Raw genomic sequence first — 6,721 nt, forward strand, 5'->3', positions numbered from 1 at the left:
CTGTCTCACACTGTGAGAATAATATATGACAACTTACCTGTCAATAGATGTTAAGAAAGTTAACATGACATTTCGGTTACAACTTCTGTGAGATATTGTCACGGTCAAATGTGACGAGCTCTTTCGTCCGCAATTGGCTCAAGGCGAGCATGAGCGCGACCTTGACGTGGGCGTAAGTCAATCCGCCTTGGACGTATGCCGTGTATGGAGCCCGGAGTGGTCCATCGGCCGACAGTTCAATCGATGAGCCTTGAATGAACGTCCCGGCCGCCATGATGACGTCATCCTCATAGCCCGGCATATAGGCTGGTACCGGCAACGCGTGGGCATTGACCGGTGACGCCATTTGGATGCTCTGACAGAAGGCGATCATCTTGTCACGGTCGCGGAACGTCACCGATTGAATCAAATCGGTCCGGGGCGTCGTATAATGCGGGTCGGTCTCGAAACCGAGCAATCCGAGCAGGCTCGCCGTCAAGTGTGCCCCTTTCAACGCTTGGGCGACCGTATGTGGCGCCATGTAAAACCCTTGGTACATCTCTTGAAGCGAGTAGAGTGACGGACCGGCCTCGCTCCCGATGCCTGGCGTCGTCATGCGGAACGAACAGCGTTCGACGAGTTCTTTCGTCCCGGCGATATAGCCGCCCGTCTTCGCCAAGCCGCCACCCGGGTTCTTGATGAGCGAGCCGGCCATGAGATCGGCCCCGACATGGGTCGGTTCGATCGTCTCGACGAACTCGCCGTAGCAGTTGTCGACGAAGATGAAGACGTGCGGATGTGCCGCTTTGATCTTCCTGATCGCCTCACCGATTTCTTGGACCGGGATGCTGCGACGATTGGCGTAACCTTTCGAGCGCTGGATGCCGACGAGCTTTGTCTCAGGACGAATCCGTCCGATGACGGTCTCGACGTCGATTCGGTCCTCTTTCAGCTCGACAGTGTCGTAGCCGACACCGAGCTCTTTGAGCGACCCACGGCCGTCTCCCCGAATCCCGACGATCTCTTCGAGCGTATCGTACGGCTTGCCGGTGATATAGAGCAGCTCATCTCCTGGCAACAACACACCGAACAAGGCAATCCCGATGGCGTGTGTCCCGGAGATGATTTGCGGACGGCATAGGGCGAGGTCCGCCCCGAACACGTCGGCGTAGATCGACTCGAGCGTGTCGCGCCCGATATCGTCATAGCCGTACCCGGTCGTCGGATTGAAATGGAAATCCGACACTTTGTGTTTCTTGAACGACTCGAGGACACGGTATTGGTTGAACTCCGCCGTCGCCTCGATCGTTTCAAAATATGGTTTTACCCGTTCTTCCGCCTCGGTCACGAACGGGGCCAATTCATCATAGTACGCAATCTTTTCTTGCCACATCATTGTTTCACACCTCAAATGGTTTCAGCGTCGCATATAGACGCGTGTCTTCTCTCATATATCCGACGAGTTCGACCGAACCGTCATCGAGGAACTTCTCCTCGAGACGATACATCGAATCTTTGGCCGGATGGTAATGCTCGAACGAGCGGACCGGCAAGACGACGTGTACTTTCGTCAACACATCCGCAATCTTATCTTCAATCGCGCCGATGAGCGTCTCGATATCGGTCGAATCGAGCGCCGAGATGACGAGCGGTCCGCCGACGAAGTCTTCGGTCAACCGGTCTTTCTTATTGTATACCTCGAGCTGCGGTACCTCACTCGCCCCGAGTTCCGACAAGACCGAATTCGTCGTGTCGATTTGGTTCATGTAATGCGGATTCGATGCGTCGATGACGTGCAAGACGAGGTCGGCCCCGAGCACTTCCTCGAGCGTCGAGCGGAACGCGGCGACGAGTTTCGTCGGCAAGTCCCGGATGAATCCGACCGTGTCCGTGATCAACACTCTACCGCCCCGCGGCAACTCGAGCTCGCGCGTGAGCGGGTCGAGCGTCGCGAACAGTTCGTCCTGTTCGTACGTATCCGCATCCGTCAAGCGGTTAAAGATTGTCGACTTCCCGGCGTTCGTGTAACCGACGAGCGCGACTTGGAACACACGGTTTTCTTTCCGACGCTCCCGGTAACGGTCACGGTGCGCGACCGTGCCTTCGAGATTTTTCTTGATTTCATCGATGCGGCGCTTGATGTGACGACGGTCGGACTCGAGTTTCGTCTCACCCGGTCCCCGAGTCCCGATTCCGCCACCGAGACGTGACAACTGCGTGCCTTGTCCGATCAAACGTGGGAGCAGGTAGTTCATCTGAGCGAGCTCGACTTGGAGCTTCCCTTCTTTCGATTGGGCCCGTCCGGCAAAGATGTCTAAAATCAATTGCGTCCGGTCAATCAGTTTCATCTCGTCCGGGTCGTTCAGCGAGATGCGGATATTCTTCGATTGGGCCGGCGACAGCTCGGCGTTGAAGATGACGATGTCCGGCTCGAACTGTTCGATGAGCACCGCGAGCTCCTCGACCTTCCCTTTCCCGATGAATGTGCGGCGGTCGACTTGTTGCCGTTTCTGATCGAGACGGGCGACGACCTCACCTCGTGCCGTATCGACCAATTCGACGAGTTCCCCCATCGATTGTTCATATGTCCAATCGTCGACGGTCGGTAATTGACACCCGACGATAATGACTTTCTCTCGTTGCATAAAAATCCCTCATTCCTATAAGTCTCATCCTCCATCTTACCACGAAACGACGAATGGAGAACGTCCGTTTGTGGTACGATATGAGGAGAAGGAGGAACGTCCATGACGAAACGTAGAAAAGAGTATCCATTGCCTGAATATATCGAGGCGTACTTGTTCCATCTCGGCGCGAGCGGCCGTCAACCGTCGACGCTGAAACGCTATCGGTACGATTTGATCGATGTGCACAAATACTTTCATGACCATAACGTCGAGCTCGATGCCCCGGAGGCGTGGCTCGCCGTCCCGCTCGAATCGTGGAAGACGTTCGTCAACGACTTCCTCATCGAGGAGAAGCAATATCAACAGGCGACGGTCGCCCGGATTGTCACCGTCATCAATAGCCTGACCGTCTTCTTGAACCCGCTCCGTAAGAAGATGCTGACGTATGCGCAACCGGCCCACACGCTCACCGTCGACCAGATCGCCTTGCCTGCCGAGTTCAACAAGCTCGTCCGGACGATCCGCTCAACAAGCGGTCTGAGCGAGAATCAGCTCCAGGCGCACCCATATCTCGTCAACCGAAACGAGTTGATTGTCACGCTGTTCTATAAATACGGTCTCCGGGTCCACCATATCATTCGTCTCCGGATGAACGACCTGCATCTCGCGAGCCATGAGTTCGACGTCTATGACCGGCTCGGCAACCGGTTCACGTTGAAACTCAGTCAAGAAGACCAAACGCTCCTCATGAACTACTTGGCCGACATCCCGACGCCCGTCCGTCCGCGCTGGTACTCGGACGACCCCGTCTTCGTCTCGTTCGACTTCGCCCGAATGACATTCCGCTGGGTGTATGCGAAGAACCAGCCGAAACAGTTGACGATCGTCATGATCACGAAGATGATGCGCCAATTGAACGAACGGAGCGGTCTCACCCGCTCGGTCACACCATCGATGCTCCGGAACGCCCACGTCTTGAAGACGTACGCGACCGACATGACGTCACTCGAGCGGATGAATGTGACATGTATGCATAAAGAGTCATCACTCCGGCGCTACGAACAGGCGTACGCGGAGTTCGGTAGCGAACTCTACGGCGAACAAATCCCAAACGAAAACCCCGCCTTGTAACAGGACGGGGTTTTGTATGTTAATGGGCCCATTCATCTCGCAACAGCCCGTACACGACGTGGTCGACGTAGCGGTCATAGAGCCACTCCGCATTGCGAAGCACCCCTTCTTCGAGGAAACCGAATCGCTCGGGCAGCGCCCGGCTCTTCACGTTCCCAGTTGCGACCCGAATCTCGATTTTATCGAGTTTCAAATCACGGAACCCATAATCGATGACCGTCTCGAGCGCTTGACTCATGATGCCCTTGCCTTGAAAGTCTTGGCCGAGCCAATAGCCGACCGTCCCGCATTTGATGCCCCGGTCGATGTCATTGAAGCCGATCGTCCCGGCGAGCTCGTCCTGATACACAATCGCGAACGATTTCGGATAGCCGCCCGTCTCCATCAATCCTTTGATTCGTCCTTCGATGTTTTGCCGCGAATCTTCGACCGTCTCGGTGTAATCGAGCCACCCGAGCCACTCGCGAAGGTATGGCTTCGATGCCATCGTCAATTGGAACAACGCCTCCGCGTCGTCAATGGTGAACATTCGTAGTTGAAGCTGATCATTGATGTCATAGCGTAACATGTCATTTCCCCCGTTAAGTTACCAATTATTGTGTTCTTCATCATTTCATCGTAAACTATTTGTAAATAATTTGAAAGCGGTGAAAGTATGTAATTCGACCTCATGTCATCCACCCAAAATTGAATAGTTCCGGAGGAGAGTCATGATGAAGTCGTTTTACCTGCTGCTGGTCAGTCAATGGCTGGCCAATATCGGCGACGTGCTTTATATCGTCGCCTTGATTGCTTTGTTATATCAACAGACCGGTTCCGCCCTGGCTGCGGCCAGTTTCCCGATTGCCGTCACGATCGGTATGACCGTGAGCGGTCTGTTCTTTGCCCGCGTCTTGTCTCGGTTCACCCTCGGTCAGACGTTGCTCGTCACACAACTGTTGAAGACAGTCTTGCTCGGGGCCGTCATTTGGTCGGAGTCGATTCTCGTCCTCGGCCTCGTCGTGCTCATCGCCTTCTTGGATGGGTTCGCCCGTCCGGTCCAGGCGTCGTTCATCCCCAGGCTGACGACGAATCGCCAACAAGCGAACAGTCTCGTCCAAGGGTCGAACCAGTTCATTCAGCTGGCGATGTGGCCTCTCGGCACGATGGTCGTCGCTTCCTTCTCAAGCGAGCTCGCTCTGATGATCGCGTTGATGTTGTTCATGCTCTCGACGCTCGTCACGCTTCGCTTCGTCCGTTCACTCGACCGCGACGTGACGGTAGAAGATGGCGAATCAGACATATCGCTTAAGGACAGCCTCGCCTTCGTGCGCACTGCTCCTTTCGCCAGGTTAATCACGGTGTTCGTCACGTTCGAGTCGTTCGTCAGCACACTCTGGATCTCGGCGCTCTTGCTCGTCTATTTGGAACGCCACCTCCACATCGATACGGGCTGGTGGGGAACGATGAACGCGAGCTTCTTGATTAGCATGATTCTGGCCAGCGCTTACCTGTATCGCGCAAAGCGCAACAGCTCGCTCGCCGTCAGCTCCATCTTGTCTGTCTTAGCGGCCCTATTGTTCGGCATGACATCTCATATCGCGTTCGCGCTCATCGCGCTCGCGGTTCAAGGATACGCCACCCAGCTCCGCATCATCCAGACGAACACGGTGCTCCAAGAAATGACACCTGCCTCGCAACTTCCGTACGTGTATAGCGTCCAACAGACGGCCTACACCCTCGCCTTCAGCATCGGCAGCCTGACGTTCGGACTACTCGCGGACGGATTGCCGATTGCCATCGTCTATTTGATTGGCGCAGCGTTGACCGTTCCGCTCGTCTGGGTCGGTCGACAAATCGACCAGATGGGAGATGTGGTCCAATCTTCATAACAAAAAGGCGCCCCCTTATATGATTTACAATTCCTTTGGTTACAACAGATTCATTCCGCATCACGTATACTAAAATGAAAATACTAGTTAGGAGGAATCTAAATATGAACACGTTATCAAACCAGGAAAAGGACGAGATATTGCAAACTCTACATGTACGATTTAACGCCCATCCCGAACGACATCCTGATCTAACTTGGCCCGACGTCTTGACTCGCCTTCAAGAGGACGACCGGAAACTCGTCGTGCTTGCCGAGATGGAACGAACCGGCGGCGAACCTGATGTGATTCGACTTCCGAATGGCGCCTTAGCTTTTTGCGACTGCTCTCCAGAAAGTCCGAGTGGTCGACGCAGCCTATGCTATGACGCTTCGGCGTTGGCGGCACGGAAGAAGAACAAACCGGATGGGAGCGCCGTCGCATTGGCTGAGGAGATGGGAATCGAGCTACTCGACGAAGCAACGTATCGTCATCTACAGACGCTCGGTTCGTTCGATTTGAAAACATCGAGCTGGATTTTCACTCCAGAAACGATTCGTCAAAAAGGCGGCGCCTTATTCTGCGACCGCCGCTACGACCATATCTTCCTCTATCATAATGGTGCCGATTCGTATTATGCGGCCCGTGGATTCCGCGGGATGTTGATTCTTTGAGCAGGGCCACGGGCCTTGCTTTTTGATGTGGATAGCCAAAAGAAAATGACTGGGAACTATATCACCCATCAGCGTTGGCTCCTCTAAATCTTGAAACAATATTTGTTCCCCAGATGCACACGGACCCCAGCCAAGAAAAAAATATGTTCAGACAATCAAAAGAAGGTTAGCCTACTCCTAATATCTTTCTTAAGATTTTTTGATCAAAATACGGTGTTTGAAATAAACGATAACCATTCATCATGTCTTAACTGTTCAAATTTTAAAGCCTACCTCCTATATGCCTACCAAAAATTTCAAATGAATGAACGGATGGGCATGATGGTTTATCTCACGTCTACATCACCCCAACAAAAAAACTGCAGACGATTTGAAGTGCTCCCTGTCAAGTAGACAGGACAAATAATGAAAACCAGCCTAGGCGGCTTGAGACCTGTATTCGACAGGGCTCAAGCCGTTT

6 protein-coding genes are annotated in these 6,721 nt (G+C 53.7%); 3 read left to right on the forward strand and 3 right to left on the reverse strand.

Going from position 1 to position 6,721, the window contains the following annotated elements:
- Window positions 1-76 precede the first annotated feature (76 nt).
- Both KNP60_RS12010 and hflX read right to left on the reverse strand, forming a co-directional pair.
- Window positions 77-1,372, reverse strand: a complete 1,296-nt coding sequence (locus tag KNP60_RS12010) for a methionine gamma-lyase family protein (protein WP_138860295.1) — start codon at window positions 1,370-1,372, stop codon at window positions 77-79.
- A gap of 7 nt (window positions 1,373-1,379) precedes the next feature.
- Entirely contained in the window at window positions 1,380-2,624 is a 1,245-nt protein-coding gene (gene hflX, locus KNP60_RS12015) for a GTPase HflX (RefSeq protein ID WP_214753199.1), read from the reverse strand.
- Between the two features lie 102 nt (window positions 2,625-2,726).
- Here hflX and KNP60_RS12020 point away from each other — a divergent pair, with 102 nt between their 5' ends.
- Window positions 2,727-3,737 carry a site-specific integrase gene (locus KNP60_RS12020; protein ID WP_214753197.1) on the forward strand — a complete coding sequence of 337 codons (1,011 nt, stop codon included), beginning with the start codon at window positions 2,727-2,729 and terminating at the stop codon, window positions 3,735-3,737.
- A gap of 19 nt (window positions 3,738-3,756) precedes the next feature.
- On the opposite strand, the gene KNP60_RS12025 is transcribed toward KNP60_RS12020, so the two are convergent.
- Entirely contained in the window at window positions 3,757-4,305 is a 549-nt protein-coding gene (locus tag KNP60_RS12025; RefSeq protein ID WP_138859331.1) for a GNAT family N-acetyltransferase, read from the reverse strand.
- Window positions 4,306-4,450: 145 nt separating this feature from the next.
- Here KNP60_RS12025 and KNP60_RS12030 point away from each other — a divergent pair, with 145 nt between their 5' ends.
- Window positions 4,451-5,608 (forward strand): MFS transporter, encoded by a 1,158-nt coding sequence (locus KNP60_RS12030; protein WP_214797555.1) that lies wholly within the window; start codon window positions 4,451-4,453, stop codon window positions 5,606-5,608.
- A gap of 104 nt (window positions 5,609-5,712) precedes the next feature.
- Window positions 5,713-6,261 (forward strand): DUF4256 domain-containing protein, encoded by a 549-nt coding sequence (locus tag KNP60_RS12035; protein ID WP_214797556.1) that lies wholly within the window; start codon window positions 5,713-5,715, stop codon window positions 6,259-6,261.
- Window positions 6,262-6,721: the final 460 nt, after the last annotated feature.

Origin of the sequence: Exiguobacterium sp. s5, assembly GCF_018618075.1 — a bacterium.
In the GTDB taxonomy this organism is placed as follows: Bacteria; Bacillota; Bacilli; order Exiguobacteriales; family Exiguobacteriaceae; genus Exiguobacterium; species Exiguobacterium mexicanum_A.